Genomic DNA, 19004 nt, shown 5'->3' on the forward strand with positions numbered 1-19004 from the left:
TATTGAGTATTGAGTTTCAGGTTCTGGTTTGGTCGCCTTCCATTAAGTCAATTAACTCGTTAACCTTTTTCAATCTGGGAAAAAGTTCTTTTTTAACTGCTCTTTTATTCAACCAATAGGTAAACACACCAATAGCAGTGAATAGTGACAAGCTAATCCATACCTTTTTTATTTTGATGATTTCTTGGAAAGGTTTGTTGAGCAAATCCAATATGCCGGCCATCATAACAACGCAACCCATTAAACCAGGAAGAATGTACCAATACAATACATTTTCAAGCAATTTCTTTTGTTTTTCCAAGTAATTCTTGCTCTGCCTTAAATATTCGAGATAGGAACTAGCCTCATTAGGCTTTTCTTTTTTAACCTTCAAAAGTTTGTAGATTACAAATCCACAGTAAATAACTATCCAAAATGCCCCAACTTTTGCCAACACATTAGGTAACCTATAGGCTTGATAAAGAAAAAATGGTATCATAAGAACCGCTGCACTGATTTCTATGAAATCACGTCGCTTTACACCGCTATCAAAGCTGTCCAACCTTGCCTGCACATCCAACATCAATTTGGACTTTTCAAATTTTATCTGCTCATGTTTGGGTGAGGATTGCCAAATGGCAATCAGTTCATTCTCTATCATAGCTTTTCATTTAAACAGTTCAACAATTTTTCTTTGATTCGTTTAACCCTTACAGCCACAGTATTCTCCTTCAATCCGGTAATTTTGGAAATCTCTTTATATGGCAGTTCTTCTAAAAAAAGTGAAATAATGGCTTTGTCCACCTCATTGAGTTTTCTGACGCAGTCCCTAAGCCAATGAAGCTGTTTTTCATTTTGATTTTCCTCAGAATAGGATTCTACCCTTTCAATTGTAATGGCATCCAAATGTGGAAATCGGATATTATTTTTTATCAGATTGGCTTTATGCCTAAGACTTACATTGATGGTAATTCGATAAATCCATGTAGAAAGTGCCGAATTTCCTTTGAAATTTGGCAACGACTTCCAAATATTTACCAATACTTCCTGAAAAAGGTCCTTGGCCTCCTCGGTATCTTTTGTATATGAAACGCAGATACGAAATATTTTTTCTTTCGAACCTTCCAACGCATTTAGGAAAACACTTTCTAAATCTTCTTTCATAAAGATTACCTTGTCTATATTCTTTTAGTTACAGACAATCTCAAATTATGACATAAAAACTTAAAAAGGGATTAACTTTCTTTCAAAGGCAAGTATTCGGAAATGAAAATATGGTTAAGTATTAGTAACCTCTTGAAGCGCTTTTACCATTTTTTTTGCCCGGGCATGTACTTCTTCCTCCGTCCAACCTAATTTAATCAAACAGGAAATATTTCGACCCACCCAATGGTCTGAAGCCGAAAAATCGATTTTGGAATAATCCGGAAGTAAGTCAAGTACATCCTGTGGCAGCTTGCCCAGTGATTTAAGTTCGGTGAGGTGCTCCCATTTGCGGTAATAATGCCAATTATTATCGTACCAGTAAAAACAGCCGTCCACTCCTTCTTTACCCAAAGCTTTTTGAGCGTTTCTAGCCATTTCTTCCGAAGGAAGGAAAAAACTCAAAAAAGAATAATTTTCCTTTCCCCCATCTGGAACTCCTCTAAACACCACTTCTGAAATTTGGGATAACGCATCTCGTAAAATGCTATAGTGTCTTTTCTGAATGGCTATGAATTCATCCAATCGTTCGATTTGTGCCAATCCCACCGCGGCGTTAAGTTCCGATATTCTGAAATTATACCCCAAAAATGGATGTTTCTCCGCTCCCCTATCACTTCCAATGTGGTCATGGCCATGATCGGAATATTTATGGGCGTTTTCATAAAAGCTCTCGTTATTGGTAATTATAGCCCCGCCTTCCCCACAGGTGATTGTTTTTACATAATCAAAAGAAAAACAGCCTAAATCGCCAATGCTTCCCAAAGGTTTTCCTTGGTAACTTCCACCTATGGCCTGACATGCATCTTCGAGCAGCAAAAGGTTATGCTTTTCGCAAATAGATTTCAAAGACCCCATATCGGCCATGGAACCGCACATATGCACTGGCATTATCACCTTAGTTCTGTTTGTGATGGCAGATTCCACCGCTTTAGGGTCAAGTGTGAGGGTATGGTCTACATCTACCAATATAGGAACAGCTCCCAAGGCCAAAATAGATTCAAAACTGGCTACAAAGGTAAAAGTGGGCATAATTACCTCATCACCAGCCCCAATTCCTGCGCTGGCCAACGCTACTGTTAGGGCAGCCGTTCCGCTACTTACCAAATGGGTATGTTCCACTTCCATTTTTTGGCAAAGGGCAGCTTCCAGTTCCTTGGCCTTCCAATGTCCGTTGCGCATACCATCAAAACCATAACGCATCAGCACTCCTGAGTCAAGTACATCTTGTACTTGTTCCCGTTCTTTATTTCCAAAAAGTTCAAATCCAGGCATATTTCTGTGGTTAATGGTTAATGGTTAATGGTTAATGGTTAATGGTTAATGGAAATTATGAAATCAATGAAGTTTTAGCCATTGCTTTAATTACACAAACTCTCAAACATATTTTCACATAAAAAATTCGTCAATGTTTCTCCAAACCATAATTTGATTGCCATAGCAATGACCATGATGATTAAAAATGTTTTTATAAATCCATCTCCCTTGTTGACAGAAACCCGGCTGGAGACCCATCCTCCTGCTCCGGTACCAATGGCCAAGGTGAATCCAGCCAGCCAATCTATCTTGTCGTTGATAATAAAAACAACCAAAGCGGACAGGGTATAAGCTAGTACTACTGAGACCTTGGTGGCATTGACTCTGACCAAATTCATTCGGTTTACATAATGTAAAAACAAAATAATAACAAAACCTATTCCCGCGTTGATGAAACCGCCGTAGATTCCGATAAAAAAGAACGCTATAATTCCTATCCAAAGATGTTTTCCGGTTGTTCGCTCTGCAAGGTCCTCCACATTTATCTTTGGTTTAAAAATAATGATCAACACCACCGCCAACATCACTATGGCCAAAATTCGGTTAAACGTTTCACCTTTGATATCCACTGCTATTTGAGCGCCAATGATGGCGCCAATCAAGGCTGAGATCCCCAAATACACATTAAAGGGAAAAGTTGAAACTCCTTTACTTTTAAATCCTGCCGTGGCCAAGGATGTCTGAATAATAATGGCAACTCTATTGGTGCCATTGGCAACGCTGGGCGGAAGTCCCAAAAAAATAAGGGTTGGCAATGCAAGTAATGAGCCCCCTCCAGCTATAGTGTTAATAAAGCCAACAACAAAGCCCACAACAACCAATAAAACATAGTGATACCATTGATCCATAATGGCAAAAGTAGCAGGTAAAATTGGAATCTAGACACTTAAAAAAATAAAGTATTTAGCCTTTATAGAAATAAAAAAGGTTAGTATATTTGCACCCGCATTGGAGGAATGGCAGAGTGGTCGAATGCGGCAGTCTTGAAAACTGTTGAGGGTCACACCTCCGGGGGTTCGAATCCCTCTTCCTCCGCTGAGAGATACCATCTCAAAACAAGAAACCCTGTAAATTATTGATTTACAGGGTTTTCATTTTTTATGGTTTTAAATGACACCATTTGAAATCATGTTAAAAAGTGCCCGTTTCGGGGTCAGTCAGAATTCTTGGACCAACTGACACCTATCTACATATAATTTACTGTAATTCAATATCTTGCAAGGATGACACTTTAATATTTTTTTCCTAATTTGAAGGGAATATTCGTTTAAATAGGTGTCACTTTATGGTTTCTCTTCTATTTTACCTCAAAAAAAGCAAGGCCGATAGTGAAGGTAGGGCTATGATTTATCTCAGAATTACAGTAGATGGTAAACGTTCCGAACTCAGCACTGGCCGCAAGACATATCCACATAAATGGAATGCTGCCACTAGTGTGGTACAGGGTTTTTCACCTGATATACGCCAACTAAATATTTATCTGAACAAAATGCGAACTGAAATCTATAAGCATGCTGAAAGGATAAAAGAAAACGACCTACCACTTACATCTGAATCTTTACGTGATGCCTACCTGGGAAAAGATCAGAAACATAAAATGTTGCTGGAGATATTTCAGGAACACAATGACCAGGTAGAAAGTTTGGTGGGCAAGGATTTTGCAGAAGGCACTGCCGAACGCTATAAAACAGCCAAAAGTCATTTAGCCGAATATCTTCAAAAAGAACTTCGTAAAAAGGATATTCCAGTTAAACAGGTAGACCATGCTTTCATTTCTGGCTTTGAGTACTATTTAAAGACCCAAAGAAAATGTAGCCACAATACCGCTATAAAATATGTCGTCAACTTTAAAAAAATTATACGAATCGCTTATGCCAATGGATGGATAACCAAAGACCCTTTTTCCAATTGGAAAGTAAGATTGAAAATTGTTGAACGTGAATTTTTAACCTCGGAAGAACTGCAACAACTGATGAATACACCTTTTATGGCCGAACGTTTGGAACACGTTAGGGATGTATTTGTGTTTTGCTGTTTTACTGGTCTGGCCTATGCCGATGTGAAAAAATTGACCCATGATGATTTTGTTACAGGTATTGATGGGGAGCTTTGGATCAACACCAAACGTACAAAGACTAAGACAAAAAGCAATATCCCAGTCTTACCAACTGCTATGATGATTTTGGAGAAATATGAGGATAGTCCCTTCCTGATGAACGGTAGGGTTCTTCCTGTTTTGACCAACCAAAAGATGAATGCCTATCTCAAAGAAATAGCTGACCTCAGCGGCATTAAAAAACATTTGACAACCCATTTGGCCAGACATACTTTTGCGACCACCGTAACCCTTTCTAATGGCGTCTCCATTGAATCGGTAAGTAAGATGTTAGGGCATAAATCACTTCGGACAACGCAGCACTATGCCAAAATCTTAAATCGGAAGGTTAGCGAGGATATGCAGTTGCTCAAGGAGAAATTGCGGGTAAAGGATAAAATACATAAATCTAATCAACCTTGAATTGTTAGAAATAATTCAAGGTAAGTAACGCTTTTAATCAACTACATTTGAAAGGTATATTCCATATACACCTACCGAACAGTACTAATAATACAGCATGAGCAATAATAGCAACATAGAGATTTACCAAAGTTCTGATGGTCAAACTAAAGTCGAAGTAACTTTTGATGATGAAACCGTTTGGCTAAGCCAAGAGCAATTAGGTCTACTTTTTGAACGAGACAGAACGGTTGTAGGCAGACATATAAAAAATATTTTCAAGGAAGGTGAATTGGAAGAAAAAGTGGTATGTGCAAATTTTGCACATACCACTCAACATGGTGCTATACAAGGGAAGACACAGACTAAAACAACAAAGTACTATAATTTAGATGTTATTATTTCAGTGGGGTACCGAATTAAATCCATTAGAGGCACCCAATTTCGGCAATGGGCAAGCAAAAGATTAAAAGATTACTTAATCAAAGGGTATGCCCTCAATCAAAAGAGATTGCAACAAACGAATCAGGAAATCCAAGTGCTTCGATCAGGAATTCAGATACTTGGTAGAGCTATTGAAGATAAAGCGCAAGAGCAGGGTCACGAATGGCTTGGTCAGTTTACAAAGGGACTTGCGTTACTGGACGACTATGACCATGAAAGACTAGATTCAAAAGGACTCACCGTAGCAAAAACAACATATCCAACTAAAGAGGAATACCAATCCCTAATAGACCAAATGAAAAAGGAATTTGATTCCGATGTTTTTGGACTAGAAAAGGATAAAGGATTTGAAAGTGCAATTTCCCAAATATCAAAAGGATTCGGGAATCAGGACTTTTATCCCAGTATAGAGGAAAAGGGGGCTGCTTTACTGTATTTGATTACCAAGAACCATGCTTTTACAGACGGTAATAAGAGAATCGCAGCAGCATGTTTTCTTATGTTTCTTGAAATGAATGGTATGTTAATGAATAATGGAATGCCAATCATAAGCAATGAGGCCCTAGCCAGTCTTACCCTATTTGTAGCAGCAAGCAAGCCCGATGAAATGGAAACAGTTAAAAATCTGATCGTGAGCATTCTCAATAGAAATAAAGCTAAATAACAGTCTAATCAGAAATGTCCCATTTCTTACCCTTAAACTTTGCGCTGGGATCCTGTTTCGATTTTATAGTGTTTGGAAAGATAAGCGTTAAGTAAAATTGAAATAGGGCGCACCTGCCATATCTCAAATATCCTTTTCCCATCAAAAAAAGGAACCTTCAAACTACCCCAAACAATGTCAAATTTGATTTAACGAAAATAGTCTGCCAAACGGAAACAAACTGAGGCAACAAATATTTTTTACTGTAAAAAATTATTGTGTTTATTGGGCCTACCGAGGTTTTTACAGTAAAAACTTTTTTTGATGAAATTTTATCTTCACATAATTGATTGAAAATCAATCAACTAAAAAACGTAACATCGCGTTAGCGTGTTACCCTCTTGCTTTACATTCCTCGTCCTGCTGGCAGGACAAAAAATGTAAACACTTAGTGCCTTTCGCCTCAATCATAATTAACCAAAACACTCCAAATTTCACTAACTCCAAAAATTAATGAAAATCAGATAGTTAAAAATAAAATATAAATCTGTTTAGCATTAATTGAAATCAAACTGCTATAAGAAACTGAATATGGGCATCGAACTGTCCCATAAAAGGTGTATTAACGAGAATACTAAAAAAGACCAGAATTGGTACTCCATTATCCAAAGTTCTTGCCTATGGCAAAAACGTCTTATAAAACGGCCTATTTATAAAACGGTCTCATACCACCCTACAACTACTGGAATGTTCCAAATTCTTTCCAATCTTTCTTTAAAACGGTAGTTAAAGTTGACCAAACTGCCATCCACACATTTTGAGCGGCATTCCATATATTTCTTTGTATTTCAATAAATTGAATCATTTATTTTTAGGAAGTTCAATAGAGGTATTTCCAACTGTAAGACAAAACCAATCGAATGACTCGAATTTTCCTAGCTCTCTTTCTTTTTTACGGCACAATTGGCCATTCACAAAATGTTGCCCTCAAACCAAGACAGAATGACGGCAAAATCATTTGGGCAGGTTCGATGTTGGATGTAACGAAAGGTAGTATAATCACTGACGTATTCGTAGTAGTTGAGAATGGAACAATTATAAAAATTGACAGTGCTTCCCAAAAAAATCGATACAAAGGTGAAGATATCATTGACCTGTCAGATTACACTATTTTGCCAGGGCTGATAGATTGCCACACGCATTTGACCAATCCCTACTTTGATGGCACCATAGATGTTTACGAATTGCCTATTGCTTCTTATGGCATATTGGGAACCGTTTACGCCAAGCAAACACTTCTGGCCGGTTTCACAACGGTAAGGGATGTGGGAGGCTATCTTTATAGCGATGTTGCCCTCAGGGATGCCATCAATAATGATTGGGTCGCGGGACCGAGAATGTACGTGAGCGGCAAGGCGATTACCATGACAGGAGGGCATGGGGCATGGGGAAATTGGATGGCACCGCATCTTGAACTTGAACCCAATCCAGGGAATCCGGTCGACGGCGAGGTCGAGGTCCGAAAATTGGCCAGAACATTGATTAAAAATAGAGTCGACCTTTTGAAAATCAACGCAACCGGGGGTTTTGGAACGGCAAATTCCATACCCGGTGCCGCTTCGTTCACTATTGATGAAATGAAGGCGGCCGTGAACGAGGCAAGGAAGCGCGGTATCAGGATTGCCGCGCACGCACATGGAGCAGACGGTATAAAAAATGCCGTTAGGGCCGGAGTGAACTCTATTGAACATGGAACATTTCTAGATCAAGAGTCCATAGATTTAATGATAGAAAATGAAGTGTATTTGGTCATGGATCTACTCGCCGCCCATGTCAGCCTTCTCGAGAACAAAGATGATATCAGCAAAAAGGCAATCGACAAGGGGAATCAAAAGGTATACGACGATTATGCAATAAATTTTAATGAGGCTTACCAAAAGGGAGTCAAAATGACCTTTGGTACTGATGCTTCCATTTTCGAGCATGGAAGAAATGCCGAACAGTTTTATCTGATGGTCAAAGCGGGAATGAACGAAGTGGATGCGATACGGTCTGCTACCACTGTGGCCGCCGAACTCATTGGTATTGAAAAGACTACCGGGAGCATTGAAGAAGGCAAATGGGCTGATATCATTGCCGTGAAGGGTAACCCGTTAAATGACATTACTGTATTGGAAAAAGTTGACTTTGTAATGAAGGATGGGAAAGTCTACAAAACACCTAAAAAATGAAAAAGCCTTTATACTTTTTCCTTGTTGTTTCTACCTTGATTTCTTGTCAAAACGAAAGTAGAGAAGTCTTCGACCTAATCATTTCGAACGTCAATCTGATCGATGGAACGGAAAATGCAATACAGGAGAATGTGACCGTATTCATAAAAGACTCCCTAATTGTGAAGATAGATGACGCACAGCTCGGCGATGAAACGGTTTCTGAAATTATCGATGGAGAGGGAAAGTACCTGATTCCCGGCCTGTTCGATTCTCATGCACATACCGGAGATTATCAGGGCGACTTTCCCAGATTCATGCATTATGGGGTGACTTCGGTATTCATTACTGGGGGAGGCACCTGCACGAATGAATACTTTCGTCAAATGCGGGATATGGGTGCACAGGATTCAATTCCGGCTCCAAGAGTGTTCCACACAAGTCAGCACTTGATAGTTGAAGGTAGCCACCCAGTGAAGACTTATAGCAGTAGCGAATGGATAGAGGGAGAGTCTTTCTTCATTATGAAAGATACTGCGCAAATTTCCCAATTGGTGAAGCAGGTCTCCGAATATCCTATCTCAGGAATTAAGTTGACGATCGAAGATGGACCCTACCCTCCCTACGTGGAACGTATGCCACAAGAGTTTGTGGATCATGTCAACAAAGAGGCTATAAAGAATGGCACTAGGGTGTTCGCCCATGTAAGTGATAATATTGAACTTAAAATGGCCATTGACGCGGGAGTCAAGAACTTGCTGCATTATACCGGCGTGGATTTGGATTTCGAGAAGGACAAAGAGCTTATTCAAAGAATATATCGTGATAGTATTTCATGGGTGACCACCCTAATGTTGGACAAAAGCATGATGTATCCTAAAAACCCTGAATGGTTTGAGGTGGAAGGTCTAAAAGAGATGTATCCTGCCGAGGAATTCGAAAAAATGAATGATCCTGATTATATTTTCAGGGCCGAGGAATTTGTCAAGTACTTTCGAGAATATTACGGTTTCGACAATCCAACACTGAAGCAAGTGGTAGGTTTTCAAGTTGAAGATTTTATTGAACTAACTAAGAATGGAGTGAATATGGTTCTTGGAACGGATACTGGGAATGATTTCATTTTACCTGGGTACAGTTTACATGAAGAAATGCAACTATTGGAACTCGGTGGTATGCCCGCATTGGATATCATTAAAATGGGCACCTTAAATGCCGCTAAAATGCTGGAAGTTGAGGACCGACTTGGGTCTATTGAAGAAGGTAAAATAGCAGATATGGTACTATTAGATGGGAATCCTCTAGTATCAATCAGCAATACCTTAAAAATAAATAGCGTGTTTAAAAATGGTAAAGCTCAAACTCGGATTGAATGATTAATGGAATGGCTTTGACAGTAATTAAAAGTGTATGAATCGAATTCTATAAAACCAACGTTTCTTGGGACAACCAATTTACTGTGAAGTAATTAAACCCACTCATCAATAAAATGGAATTTGATTTTGCGATTTAGTCAATAAAAATGGCTGATTGACCGAACCTTTTATTTTAGTAAAAATTCTTTTTTGAATCCACCAAGCTGTTGCCCATACCGCAAACAAAGAGTTATCTTTTGGAAGGCCATATTGCGTACTGAGAGGGAATTCCAAACAACAAACCTTGCAAAAATAAGATTTGCAAGGTTTGTGCGGTCTCCATCACTTACTTCATTTTGCAACATATTTGAACCGCTGACCACCAATAGAGGCTTCATACATCAATCCACCTTTGGTCATGGTAAAGACCGCAACCCCATCTTGGTAGGCAACATCAAATGAAGCTCCTCCCTTTAATGCAACAACCGAGGCTTGGGCATCTAATTTCAGCTTTCCATTTTTGAATTTTTCAAAAACTTCTTCGTTTTCAAAAAAGATGATCTCGATGTATTGCTGACCACCAAGTTGGTACCCTACGTTTAATTGCTTCAAACGTGCCATACCAATAGCTTGATGATCCTTATAGACAATCCCATTGCCCAAATCTACACCCACTGTGGCGGCCGCTTTGGTAATACTTGGGAATACGGCATAACCATGGGCCTCATCCTTATAAGATTCCAGTTTGGGCATTTTTACCAGAATGGTATCCAACGCTTTTTTTGCATCGTTTTCCAATTGTGGATTCCAACCGCCTTTCTGTGCGCTGACAGTAACTGACAACATTAGTGCCATTATCATGCTCATTAATTTTGACATTCTTAATTGACTTGTTCCCATGATATTTATTTTTAGTGTTAATACTATATACTTTGCTTATTTAGAATTCTATTTTATAGCTGATGTTGGGAATTACTATTCCCGTAAACTTTCGTTCAATACTTTGGGTATTGGTATTGAAAACATCCCTTTGAAATTCCTCTGTCGCTCCAGCATTTAAGACCTGCAAGCTCCAGACTGAAGAATGCTTGGGTTTGTTCTTTCGGTAGGTCAGCGTAAAGGAACCAATGGGCAGGTCCTTGTACTTTTCCGAAAAGGAGATTTGATTTCCCGTTTCACCATAAACCACGTCCTGATTCATTATGGAAGCTTCGGAATCAATGGCCTCTATCCTGTTTCCGCCCAAATAGTTCAACCGGAAATTGGCTCCAAGGGTGTTGTTCCCATTTTTACCCACCTGCCATTCCTTTCCGAACACCGCATTTAAAACATAGTTCTTATTGTATCTGGTGTTGCGCTCAATCCCATCGTTTGCGGTATACTTGGAATCAAATATAGAAGTGGTAAATAGATAGTAAAATCCATTATTGAGATAGCGTTCAAGTGTCAGATCAACCCCAATATTTCTTCCAGTCCCGTTACTGACCAAGGCTTTGCCAAAAAAAAGATTGTCTTCAATGTTCAGGGTTGTTATATATCCATTGAGCGCAACAGGAACATCGTACAAGGCTTGGTAATACGGTTCCACACTCAATCTTGTTTTGTCATTGATTATGGTATTGAATGACAGCACAAAATGATTGGATTTCATCAGTTCCAAATTTTCATTTGGTTGAAATCCCTGGTCATCTTCTACAAAGTATATGGACAATGGTTCAATTCTGCTATGGAAACCATAACCAAGGGCCAAATTACTTTTGAGACCCAATTTATAGTTCAGAGATGCTCGTGGCTCCAAGGTGAGTTCCTTGGTCAAACCAAAATATTGGGAATGGAATCCTGCATTGAGCGTCCATTTTGGGGAAAGATCAAACTTGGATTGACTGAAAAATTGAAACAAGTAAGAGCTTCCATTCTCTTCAACGATGGTCCGCGGTGCCTCTTGGACCGTTTCTGAATCATCAACTTTCAAATCGTAGGCCAATCCGTTAAGATAGAACCCAGTTCTGTTTGTGTGCCCTTTACCGAAATAGGAGGTGAGATTTGACTGTAAAGTCAGCTTAAAATTATTCTTTCTCGCATCCGACTGAGGAAGTGCCTCAAGGTTATCATCCACATATTGTTCCTTAAATGAAGTACCGTTCCCGGAAATGGACAAGGTCGAGTTGATTACTGTTCTGGAGCTTATAATTTGTTTATGATTCAGACCAGAAGCAAACATATATAATGAGGTCTGGGAATTTTCACGGTCGTCCCTGGATTCCCATTCCTCCATATCCTCCACCTCGGTATCAACGGCATCATAAGCGCCCACCCCCCATAGGGAAAAAGTGCCCAATCTCTTTGTCGGCATATCCATCTTGAATGCTAAATCCTGATACTTCAACACTCCGGCATCGCTTGGTAAAAAGGAACCTATCAGCCCAAGGGTGGAATAACGATAATTGAACAAATAAGTTGCATTCCCACCCTCTTTGAATGGTCCTTCGGTAGCAAAGTCCAAACCCAAAATACTGGCTTGAAAGGTATACTCCCTATTTGTGGTATTGCCTTTTCTCAAATTGATATCAAAAACTCCGGACATGGCATTGCCATATTCTGAGGGAAATGCACCAGTATAAAAATCGCTGTTGTCCATCACCTGGCTGCTTAACACTGTCAGTGCCCCGGCACCGGCTATGGTCAAATCGGCAAAATGGTTAGGACTTGGGACTTCCACTCCCTCTATCCGCCACAGTAGGCCTGATGGGCTATTCCCTCGAACCGAAATTCCATTGCTGCTTACCGAGGGAGCGGCCACACCCGCAAAGGAAGATACCAATCTTCCAGGGTCGTTCAATCCACCAGCATAGCGCTGGGTCTCCTCAACCGTAAACTGCCGACCGCTTACCCCTGCCATTGTATTTATTGCTTTTTCCTTATTCCGCCTATAGGCTACCACCACCTCTTCTAGATTGGTGGTGGATTCGCTAAGTGCGATATCCAAGATGACCTCCTTTCCGGAACCAACCAATATCTCTGAAACCAGAAAGCTCTCATATCCAACCATCCTTACTTCAAAATCTTGCCTCCCGACAGGAACTTGGCTCAGCACAAAAGCACCATCCAAGTCGGTAATTGTCCCCAAAATTGGGTTGGACTCTACAAGGGTTATGGTAGCTCCAACCAATACTTCGTGGGTGTTTTCATCGGTAACGACCCCTTTTACAGTCTGTGTTATTGTTTGCGCACTGGACCAGTTGGCAAAACCGATCAAAGACAATGCGATTGGTATTAGATTTTTCATTGTATTGTTTTTAGGATTCATTAAAAATTGCATTAGGGTTAGTCCCCGACCTTTCTTACCTCTCCAGAACCTCTTATGGCAGAGTTGACCGCTGGATTTCCTCTGTACAACACATCCCCACTTCCATTGATTTCCGCATCCAGTGTATCTGTACAACTGATTTCTATGGAGCCTGACCCCCGGATCTCCAAGTCAGCATTATTGACTAGGAAGTCAAAACCCTTGATATCTCCGACACCCTCATTAAAGCAGTCAAGATTGTTTGAGCTTCCCGAAATAGTGATGTCAGCATCGCCAGAATTTGTAAGGAAAAAGTTGTTTGAATCGACATTGCTGGCAACAATGTTCCCAATACCGGAGTTGTTGATACCGTTTAGTTGTTCTACGATTATCCGTGCCCTTAGCGTGATGTTTTCATAATTTCCGTCGGACAATTCCAATCTTAATTCACCATTTACAACATTGGTCCGCACACGTCCAATAATATTGTCATCTGCCGTGATTTCCACAGATTGGGAATCTCCTTGTGCAATGTTCACCTCAAAAACTCCTGTACTGCTTAATTTGGTAAACGCTCCGACCTCTCTTGTTTCGGTTGCTATGTTTTGGGATCCTATATTGATATCGTCATCCTTGTCACATGATGTGAAAAGGGAAAGTCCGCAAAAAAGTAGCAAGGAGAACCAAAGGTTGATTTTGTTGTAGTTCTTAAATGGAATCCAATTAAAACCAACCGGGTAGTAGAACTTTTTTACTGTGTTTTCCCTATCTAAAAGGAAAACCTGGTTTTCTTTTTGATACACATAATTCGTTGTAGATACGCTTGCTTTTGTTTTCATGATATTTATATTTATTGACTGTTATTTTTTAGGTATTTCCACTGCTTTCCTGATTGCAGAAAATAGGTGCTGTCGCTCTTGACCAAGAAAATGGAGAATGCGATGAGAAGGCCCGTTTGTATTACCTTGCTCATGGGTTCGGTAGCGAAGATTTCATTAAATAATCCCGCTGAAATATGAAAGACTATGGTTGCCAAGATGCTCCTATTGCACTTGTAGTAAAGCCAGTTCATTATCAGGACAAAAGGAAACAGGCTCACAAAGAAATTGATGGAGTAAACAAGACCTGTTTCCACCAAATTGCTGTGATAGTAATCTTTAATGAACGATAACGGTAAATGCCACAAGCCCCAAAACAAAGCGAACAACAAAGACGTTTTAAGTAAACTGAATTTGTTCATAAGCGAGTCAGTTCCGTAAGAATGCCATGCGAGCTCTTCAATGGTTGGAGCCATTATTAGCATAAACCAAACTGGGAAAATTCCGGAGGAGAATGTAAATCCTTCCCTAAATTGAAACTGTTCCGGACTGTATCCAAATAGAAGCGAGAGCAGTTGTGCCGTCAAAATGCTAAACGGCATCAAGAGAAACACAACAATTAGGTATTTCTGCCTTACCCTTTTGAGATTAAGAACTCTTCCAAACAGGTCCTTTCTTAGCTTCTCGTCCGGAAGAATCAACGCTAGGGCAATAAACAATGGCGCTAACAGACCCAGCAAGCCTCCCAAACTGGTCCAAAGGATATATTCATTTGGAAATGCATGGCTTATGTATGCCACGGTAAACCAAATAATCCAAGGGATAAGTATGGATAGGAAGTAAAATAAACCAGCGTGTCGGTAACGTCCGATTTTTATTTTGCTTGACATAACTTTTAGTTTTATAAAGCAAATGGACGAGGTTTTTATGCACGAATCGCCCGACATTATGATGTCGCACTATTTATAGGTGCAGCATTATAGGATTGGACCTTTACCGATTGTTTGTCAGAATGTTACGATAAAACAATTTACCCAATTTAGGCCTTGGAAGAATGGTGTGCCATGTACTTAGAGGGTGTGACACCTTTGTGTTTTTTAAAGACTGAATTGAACGTGGATTTGGAATTGAAACCTGAATCCAGGGCCAATGCCAAAAAACTAAATTGTGTATCCTTGGAGGCCCGTTCAATAAATTCTTCTACACGGTATTTGTTTACAAAATCATTGAAGTTCTGTTTTTCAAATTGATTGATTATTTGGGAGAGATGGTGAAGCGACAAATCCAATCTGTCAGCCATGGTGTTTAGCGTAAGGTTTGGTTCTAAATAGGGTTTGTCCTCAACCATCAATCGCATGAGCTCGTTGTGCTTTGCAAGTGCTAAATTTTCGTTAAGGCCAGAATTTTTGTAGGTCGATTTGTGCCTATTCCTATCTTTCAAGACTTTGTTGTCTGCAAAAATATTTTGATGTTTGATTCCAAAATAACCGAGACATAGCACACAAAAGACAATCATTGAATAAAAAATAAACTCAGGATTAAAGGGATATTCAACTCCCATAATGTCCCTCGATATAAGGACAAGTGCCACGGTAATGAATATGAGGCCAACCCCCAAAATGAAGCTTCTTAGCCAGTTGAGATTTATTTTTTCGTCATTGGAAAAGTTATCATCAATAAGTCTCTTATGTCTTTTCAACAACCGGTAAGCATATATAGCGTATAGAATTGCTGAAGCTATAATCACCACTACCAAAATAAGACCAAACAGGCCAAAATCGTCAACTTCACCTCTGTCTACGAGTCTTTTTTCATGAGGGGAATATAAAAAGTAAAATCTGGACATGTACAAATAGGCAAGAACAAAGGGAACAAAATGCCAGTAATCCTTTTTTTCCAGTTTATCTCCCCCTTTTATGGAATAGACCACATAGGTATATAACAAAGGTCCGTACAAAAGTGGAAAAGGAGCGGTAATTCCAATTAAATGTGGATAGATATCCCAATAGCCCAAGGTATACAAATAAGTGCTGGCCAGATGTATCCCCACCATCAGCATCCAAAAAGCAAGAATGGTATCAGGTAGGGACTTGTTCTTCTTGCCGAGCAACAAAACAAAGAAAAACAAGGAGGTAAATATCCCTATGGTGAAAATCATGTCCATCCTATCACGATATTGAAATTTTTCAAATTGAAATCAGCAAAAGCAATATGACAAGTATTCCCTTCACAAGGGGAATATCTTACCCATCCAAACCGAACTTTGCCCATAGTGCAATTAAAAGGATGCATTTCAAAAAACTAAATTTTTGGGAAATGACCCTTTTCAGTCTATTTGGTCTTAGATATCCTGCGTATTAGTGAACTCATTGCGATTTGAAAGTTAACAATCTTATTAATAATATATATAGAGAACTTCTTCTTTATAAAAATTGCAATGTAAGGCTGACAGTTTGTAGGGAAGAATGATAAATATCATTCTTTGAATTTGGACAGGCCACTACTTTTGTTTCCAATCTCCAAGCTAATATTATTGAAATGCCAATGGTTGTATGGGTCCATTTCTATCCCAAATTCTAGAGATTTTGTTGCCGCTTTCACTGCTATTTAAAAGTAAAAGTATTAAGTAATCGATTTATTCTATCGCCAGTCAAGCAATGATTACCGTCGTACTTGAAAAATAACATCGGCTATGGGATAAACTTAAGAAGGGGCCTTTCAATGATTCGGACAGTTTAGCTCTTAACATATCGGTTAAGAGAAATGGAGCAATCGTCGGGGCTAAGGGAAAGCTATATGAAAATTCTCTTTGAATTGATTAATATGAAAAAGGTGTTTGGATTTTTGGCATTACCGTTGTGTGTTTATTTTGTTAGTTGTACAGCTACAAAAAGTGTCATTCAAAAAACTGTTGATTCCAGCGGTGTGGAATATACCCTATTAGGAAATGGATCTCCAACCTTGGTTTTCGAAACAGGAATGGGGCCTTCCATAGAGACCTGGGACAAAATTTTGGATTCCCTTTCCAAGCACACCAAGGTTTATGCCTACAATAGACCTGGTTATGGTAAGAGTAGTTTGGAAAATCCTCCACTGAGCGTTAGCGATGTAGCACGGAGTTTGCACGATAACTTAGTACAACAAAATATAGAGCCCCCCTATGTGTTGGTAGGTCATTCGGCAGGAGGGCTATATGTAAACATGTTCGCCCGGTTGTATCCAGATGAGACAATTGGTGCTGTTTTTATAGATGCCTCGCATCCACAACAGTTTGAATATTTCCGGACTGACCAAAAGTTCCTTTACAACATGTTGATAATGTCCACCCGCAAGGGCACTAGAAAGTATGAGTATGATATAGTAACCACTGCCTTAGATGAGTTCAAAAATGTACCAGAATTTCCCAATATACCTATAGCGGTCCTAACAGCGGGGAAATCCTCTCCAATAGAAAACAAAGAACTTAGAAAGAAATGGCTGGAATTTCAAGAGGAATTATCAAGTTTATCAGATAATAGCAGTCATCAGGTCGTTGCGGGAAGTGGTCACTATATTCATCGTAACGAACCAAATAGGGTAATAGATGAAATTTTAAGAATAGCTGGAAAATTGTAAGGCCTCGTTAATGATCGATACTACCTTAATTCTTTTCCAGTAAAGGTTTAGTGTTTGTTCCCATCAAACCAACGATTTTTAGAACTCTTCAATTAGGCTTAGACTGTATTGTTTTGATTTACAATCAAAGAACAAGCAAAAAGAGCACAATTGTTAAAGTTTAGTTAAACAAGTGTCCCTTTCGGTGTCAGTAAAAATTTCACACCTTGAGAAGTCCTAAAAATAGTGGATTTCACCAATTCAAAAAAGACCCTCTTCCTCCGCTGAGAGAAACCCTGACTAAAAAGTCAGGGTTTTTTGTTTGGAGTTATTATAGTTTGGCCAATCACATTGCTATTAATGCAATTCTGATACGTCATATATTTTTATGGATTTATTAAACCCTTTAATTTTGGTTCTTATACTTCCGATAGGCTCAATACAACCTGAAACTTTTTCGTATAGCGCCTCCGAAATCAAAATTTGATTGGGAATTGTCAAAGCTTCAATTCTGGATGCGATATTTATATTTTCACCCACAACTCCATATTTCATCCTTCGTTTGGACCCAATATTGCCCACAATAAGATTGCCACTATTAATGCCAATCCCCATTTGCAAAGCAGGAAGTCCACGAATTCTAAGTTTGGCATTAACATTTTTCATTCCTTTCTGCATTGCCCGGGCACACTGAATTGCATTGAGCGCCATATTGTTTATGTTATTCGGTGCTCCAAAAATCACCAGAATACCATCACCGAGAATCTCGTTGATATACCCTTCATATTTATGGATGATATCAATCATTTCCTCAAAATAGATGTTCAACACTTCAATTACGGTTTTGGCGTTGTGTTTCTCCGAAATGGGTGAAAATCCTCTTATATCACTTACTAGAACTGTTACATCTCTTTCTTCACCTCCCAATTGGGTTTCTTGCTTGTTTTTTATCACTTTTTCCAATAGTGATTCACTCATGTACTGTCCAAATAGTTGCTTATAGAATTGATTGGACTGCATTAATTCATTATTCAGTTCTTCCAAATGTTTTTTAGATTCCTTTATTTGCTTTTGAAGGTCAACAAGTTTATTCATTCTAATTCTCTCATTCAACAGCTTGCCCATCATTCTAAAAATTGATACATCTGACTTCTTAAGTTTTCTTGGAACCCTGTCCGCTATGCATAGTGAGCCAATATTATTCCCGGCTACACTGGATAACGGATGACCTGCATAAAAACGAATATGTGGTTCATTGACCACCATGGGGTTGTCATAAAACCTGTCATCTTTTAATGTGTCCTCAACAATCAGCAGATCATCTTGTAAAATGGTATGTCCGCAAAAAGATGTAGCCCTCTCAGAAGTATCAAAGTTCAATCCACAAGAAGAATGTATGTTTTGTTTTTCGCTTTCAATAGAAGAAATATAGGCTATAGGAACGTCAATACATTTGGATAGTATCATGATCACCCCATCAAATTGTTCTTTTCTGTCGGAGGTAGATAAATTAAGTGAAATTAAATCTGCAAGACGTTCTTCCTCGTTATCAGGAATTCGAGGTACTTTCATAAGTTAAACTTTCCATTTTCTTCATACTCGGTTAAGGTAGTTGTTCATCATTATTCGTAAAAACCTCATTTTCCAATCTAAACTAT

The 19004-nt window shown here is 39.1% G+C and carries 16 protein-coding genes and 1 tRNA gene; 6 read left to right on the forward strand and 11 right to left on the reverse strand.

The window, feature by feature from the left end; translation table 11 throughout:
• Positions 1–16: 16 nt before the first annotated feature.
• The 4 genes from ACULLG_RS12570 to ACULLG_RS12585 form a co-directional block, all read right to left on the reverse strand.
• On the reverse strand, positions 17–640 hold the full coding sequence (locus ACULLG_RS12570; RefSeq protein WP_452127146.1) for a hypothetical protein: 624 nt from the start codon (positions 638–640) through the stop codon (positions 17–19).
• Positions 637–1143, reverse strand: a complete 507-nt coding sequence (locus tag ACULLG_RS12575) for an RNA polymerase sigma factor (RefSeq protein ID WP_452127147.1) — start codon at positions 1141–1143, stop codon at positions 637–639. The genes ACULLG_RS12570 and ACULLG_RS12575 overlap by 4 nt, the downstream gene beginning before the upstream one ends.
• Positions 1144–1257: 114 nt before the next feature.
• Positions 1258–2457, reverse strand: a complete 1200-nt coding sequence (locus tag ACULLG_RS12580) for a DegT/DnrJ/EryC1/StrS family aminotransferase (RefSeq protein WP_452127148.1) — start codon at positions 2455–2457, stop codon at positions 1258–1260.
• A gap of 86 nt (positions 2458–2543) precedes the next feature.
• Positions 2544–3347 carry a sulfite exporter TauE/SafE family protein gene (locus ACULLG_RS12585; RefSeq protein WP_452127149.1) on the reverse strand — a complete coding sequence of 268 codons (804 nt, stop codon included), beginning with the start codon at positions 3345–3347 and terminating at the stop codon, positions 2544–2546.
• 102 nt (positions 3348–3449) lie between these two features.
• Between ACULLG_RS12585 and ACULLG_RS12590 the strand changes: the two genes are divergently transcribed.
• The 3 genes from ACULLG_RS12590 (at position 3450) to rhuM (ending at position 6104) form a co-directional block, all read left to right on the forward strand.
• Positions 3450–3534: transfer RNA gene (locus tag ACULLG_RS12590), tRNA-Ser, on the forward strand.
• A 250-nt stretch (positions 3535–3784) separates the two neighbouring features.
• Positions 3785–5017 carry a site-specific integrase gene (locus ACULLG_RS12595; RefSeq protein ID WP_452127150.1) on the forward strand — a complete coding sequence of 411 codons (1233 nt, stop codon included), beginning with the start codon at positions 3785–3787 and terminating at the stop codon, positions 5015–5017.
• Between the two features lie 97 nt (positions 5018–5114).
• Positions 5115–6104, forward strand: a complete 990-nt coding sequence (gene rhuM / locus ACULLG_RS12600; protein ID WP_452127151.1) for a RhuM family protein — start codon at positions 5115–5117, stop codon at positions 6102–6104.
• Positions 6105–6793: 689 nt separating this feature from the next.
• Here the strand turns inward: rhuM and ACULLG_RS12605 are convergent.
• Complete coding sequence (locus ACULLG_RS12605; RefSeq protein WP_452127152.1) at positions 6794–6916, reverse strand: hypothetical protein; 123 nt, start codon at positions 6914–6916, stop codon at positions 6794–6796.
• An 87-nt stretch (positions 6917–7003) separates the two neighbouring features.
• Here ACULLG_RS12605 and ACULLG_RS12610 point away from each other — a divergent pair, with 87 nt between their 5' ends.
• Together ACULLG_RS12610 and ACULLG_RS12615 are read left to right on the forward strand one after the other, a co-directional pair.
• Positions 7004–8314 carry an amidohydrolase family protein gene (locus ACULLG_RS12610; RefSeq protein ID WP_452127153.1) on the forward strand — a complete coding sequence of 437 codons (1311 nt, stop codon included), beginning with the start codon at positions 7004–7006 and terminating at the stop codon, positions 8312–8314.
• Positions 8311–9669, forward strand: a complete 1359-nt coding sequence (locus tag ACULLG_RS12615) for an amidohydrolase family protein (RefSeq protein ID WP_452127154.1) — start codon at positions 8311–8313, stop codon at positions 9667–9669. Before ACULLG_RS12610 ends, ACULLG_RS12615 begins: the two co-directional genes overlap by 4 nt.
• A 330-nt stretch (positions 9670–9999) precedes the next feature.
• Here ACULLG_RS12615 and ACULLG_RS12620 read toward each other — a convergent pair whose 3' ends face one another.
• The 5 genes from ACULLG_RS12620 to ACULLG_RS12640 form a co-directional block, all read right to left on the reverse strand.
• Positions 10000–10548, reverse strand: a complete 549-nt coding sequence (locus ACULLG_RS12620; RefSeq protein ID WP_452127155.1) for a lipid-binding SYLF domain-containing protein — start codon at positions 10546–10548, stop codon at positions 10000–10002.
• Between the two features lie 40 nt (positions 10549–10588).
• Positions 10589–12934 carry a TonB-dependent receptor gene (locus tag ACULLG_RS12625; RefSeq protein WP_452127156.1) on the reverse strand — a complete coding sequence of 782 codons (2346 nt, stop codon included), beginning with the start codon at positions 12932–12934 and terminating at the stop codon, positions 10589–10591.
• A gap of 38 nt (positions 12935–12972) precedes the next feature.
• The gene (locus ACULLG_RS12630; RefSeq protein ID WP_452127157.1) at positions 12973–13773 is read right to left on the reverse strand and encodes a head GIN domain-containing protein; all 801 of its coding nucleotides are present in this window, start codon (positions 13771–13773) and stop codon (positions 12973–12975) included.
• An 11-nt stretch (positions 13774–13784) separates the two neighbouring features.
• The gene (locus tag ACULLG_RS12635) at positions 13785–14642 is read right to left on the reverse strand and encodes a CPBP family intramembrane glutamic endopeptidase (protein WP_452127158.1); all 858 of its coding nucleotides are present in this window, start codon (positions 14640–14642) and stop codon (positions 13785–13787) included.
• 149 nt (positions 14643–14791) lie between these two features.
• Positions 14792–15916, reverse strand: coding sequence for a helix-turn-helix domain-containing protein (locus ACULLG_RS12640; protein WP_452127159.1), 1125 nt, complete (start codon positions 15914–15916; stop codon positions 14792–14794).
• A gap of 659 nt (positions 15917–16575) precedes the next feature.
• Between ACULLG_RS12640 and ACULLG_RS12645 the strand changes: the two genes are divergently transcribed.
• The gene (locus ACULLG_RS12645; protein WP_452127160.1) at positions 16576–17367 is read left to right on the forward strand and encodes an alpha/beta fold hydrolase; all 792 of its coding nucleotides are present in this window, start codon (positions 16576–16578) and stop codon (positions 17365–17367) included.
• 336 nt (positions 17368–17703) lie between these two features.
• On the opposite strand, the gene ACULLG_RS12650 is transcribed toward ACULLG_RS12645, so the two are convergent.
• A complete protein-coding gene (locus tag ACULLG_RS12650; protein WP_452127161.1) occupies positions 17704–18918 on the reverse strand; it encodes an adenylate/guanylate cyclase domain-containing protein in 1215 nt (404 codons plus the stop codon).
• Between the last annotated feature and the right edge of the window lie 86 nt (positions 18919–19004).

The organism is Flagellimonas sp. 2504JD1-5 (genome assembly GCF_053618295.1).

Bases quoted from the DNA above. Each gene is read 5' to 3' on its own strand.
- ACULLG_RS12570 (WP_452127146.1), bottom strand. From the start codon at position 640: ATGATAGAGAATGAACTGATTGCCATTTGGCAATCCTCACCCAAACAT.
- ACULLG_RS12575 (WP_452127147.1), bottom strand. From the start codon at position 1,143: ATGAAAGAAGATTTAGAAAGTGTTTTCCTAAATGCGTTGGAAGGTTCG.
- ACULLG_RS12580 (WP_452127148.1), bottom strand. From the start codon at position 2,457: ATGCCTGGATTTGAACTTTTTGGAAATAAAGAACGGGAACAAGTACAA.
- ACULLG_RS12585 (WP_452127149.1), bottom strand. From the start codon at position 3,347: ATGGATCAATGGTATCACTATGTTTTATTGGTTGTTGTGGGCTTTGTT.
- ACULLG_RS12595 (WP_452127150.1), top strand. From the start codon at position 3,785: ATGGTTTCTCTTCTATTTTACCTCAAAAAAAGCAAGGCCGATAGTGAA.
- rhuM (WP_452127151.1), top strand. From the start codon at position 5,115: ATGAGCAATAATAGCAACATAGAGATTTACCAAAGTTCTGATGGTCAA.
- ACULLG_RS12605 (WP_452127152.1), bottom strand. From the start codon at position 6,916: ATGGAATGCCGCTCAAAATGTGTGGATGGCAGTTTGGTCAACTTTAAC.
- ACULLG_RS12610 (WP_452127153.1), top strand. From the start codon at position 7,004: ATGACTCGAATTTTCCTAGCTCTCTTTCTTTTTTACGGCACAATTGGC.
- ACULLG_RS12615 (WP_452127154.1), top strand. From the start codon at position 8,311: ATGAAAAAGCCTTTATACTTTTTCCTTGTTGTTTCTACCTTGATTTCT.
- ACULLG_RS12620 (WP_452127155.1), bottom strand. From the start codon at position 10,548: ATGGGAACAAGTCAATTAAGAATGTCAAAATTAATGAGCATGATAATG.
- ACULLG_RS12625 (WP_452127156.1), bottom strand. From the start codon at position 12,934: ATGAAAAATCTAATACCAATCGCATTGTCTTTGATCGGTTTTGCCAAC.
- ACULLG_RS12630 (WP_452127157.1), bottom strand. From the start codon at position 13,773: ATGAAAACAAAAGCAAGCGTATCTACAACGAATTATGTGTATCAAAAA.
- ACULLG_RS12635 (WP_452127158.1), bottom strand. From the start codon at position 14,642: ATGTCAAGCAAAATAAAAATCGGACGTTACCGACACGCTGGTTTATTT.
- ACULLG_RS12640 (WP_452127159.1), bottom strand. From the start codon at position 15,916: ATGGACATGATTTTCACCATAGGGATATTTACCTCCTTGTTTTTCTTT.
- ACULLG_RS12645 (WP_452127160.1), top strand. From the start codon at position 16,576: ATGAAAAAGGTGTTTGGATTTTTGGCATTACCGTTGTGTGTTTATTTT.
- ACULLG_RS12650 (WP_452127161.1), bottom strand. From the start codon at position 18,918: ATGAAAGTACCTCGAATTCCTGATAACGAGGAAGAACGTCTTGCAGAT.